This is a genomic window from Xenorhabdus sp. PB30.3, assembly GCF_963895965.1.
GTDB lineage: Bacteria > Pseudomonadota > Gammaproteobacteria > Enterobacterales > Enterobacteriaceae > Xenorhabdus > Xenorhabdus stockiae.
Genome location: NZ_CAWQMW010000095.1, coordinates 1 through 1,792, shown reverse-complemented (window position 1 = coordinate 1,792; position 1,792 = coordinate 1). Strand labels below are relative to the sequence as shown.

At 57.3% G+C, this 1,792-nt stretch carries 1 protein-coding gene; it reads left to right on the top strand.

The window, feature by feature from the left end; all coding sequences use genetic code 11:
• Window positions 1-1,792 (top strand): non-ribosomal peptide synthetase (locus tag AACX38_RS06340; protein WP_228865899.1); only part of this gene is annotated, 1,792 nt, incomplete at both ends.

Here is a 1,792-nt window from a genome sequence, read left to right as displayed (position 1 = left end):
GGACAGGATCGTGCATTATCTGCACACGGCCCTCAGTGCGCTGGCGGAGGCGCTGACCACGGACGCGCAACAACCGGTGCTCCGTTTATCCATTCTGCCGGCAGCAGAGCGTCAGCAGTTACTGGTGGATTTCAACGCCACACAAGCCAATTTTCCGCAACATGCCCTAATCCATGACCTGTTTGAACAGCAGGTCACCCGGACACCTGACTCCCTTGCTGTACTCTTTGAAGAACAAGCCCTGAGTTATGACGCCCTTAACCGTCAGGCCAATCAGCTGGCCCATTACCTGATTGAACTGGGGATCCAGCCGGATGATCGGGTGGCGATTTGTGTCGAACGCAGCTTAGAGATGGTGATTGGCTTACTGGCTATTCTCAAAGCGGGCGGCGCGTATGTGCCCCTTGACCCCACTTATCCGGCTGAGCGACTGGCGTATATGCTGGCCGATGCCGACCCGGTGGTGTTGCTGACGCAAACAACACTGCACGACAGCATTGGGGAGTTTGCATTACCGATGGTCAGACTGGATGATCTGCCCTGCCCCGTGCTGGCGAACCAGCCCGACACCAATCCGGTGGCCGCCATGCAGGGGCTCACTTCACGTCATCTGGCGTATGTGATTTATACCTCCGGCTCCACCGGCCAGCCGAAAGGGGTAATGAACAGCCACCGAGCCCTGTGCAACCGGCTGGTATGGATGCAGAACACCTACCCACTGACGCCCGAAGATCGGGTGTTGCAGAAAACCCCGTTCAGTTTCGATGTCTCTGTCTGGGAGTTTTTCTGGCCGCTGCTGTATGGTGCCCGGCTGGTGATGGCCCGGCCAGACGGCCATAAAGAGGTTGATTATCTCGTCCGGTTGATTGAACACACCGAAATCACCACCCTGCACTTTGTGCCGTCCATGTTGCAGCAATTTGTGCAGGGGGTTCAATCCCCGCACACCTTGCCCACCCTCCGGCGAGTCATCTGCAGCGGTGAAGCCCTGCCCGCCGAGTTGCAACAACGCTTTTTTTCTCGTTTTCATACGGAATTACACAATTTATATGGCCCGACGGAAGCCGCCATCGACGTTACTTATTGGGCTTGTCAGCGTGATGATAAACGCCATTTTGTGCCGATTGGCTCCCCGATTGCCAATACGCAACTGTATGTTCTAGATAAACAGGGTAACCCTGTACCCCTTGGTGTCAGTGGTGAGATCCATATCGGCGGCGTCGGTGTTGCCCGCGGTTACCTGAACCGACCGGCACTGACCGCCGAGCGTTTTATTGCCGATCCATTCTCCACTGAGCCTGATGCCCGTCTGTACAAAACCGGCGATCTGGGCCGCTGGCTGCCGGATGGCAGTCTCGAATACCTGGGCCGGCATGATTTTCAGGTGAAACTGCGTGGTTTCCGCATTGAATTAGGGGAAATAGAAGCTGGCCTGATGCAGTGTCCGGGTGTACAGGAAGCCGTGGTGATCGCCCGTGAGGCGAATAACGGCGAGCAACGGCTGGTCGCTTACGCAGTGCCACAGCCGGAGGTCGTGCTGGACACCGCCAGTCTGCGTGACCAGTTACATACCCGTCTGGCGGAATATATGATCCCCAGCGCCTTTGTGGTGTTAGAGACCTTCCCGCTGACCCCCAATGGCAAGTTGGATCGTCAGGCCCTGCCCGACCCGGACTTATCTGCCGTGATCACCCGGGACTATGCGGCCCCCGTCGGAGAGGTGGAAACTGCGTTAGCCGACCTCTGGCAGGAGTTACTGAAACTGGACCGGGTCGGTCGTCACGACCATTTC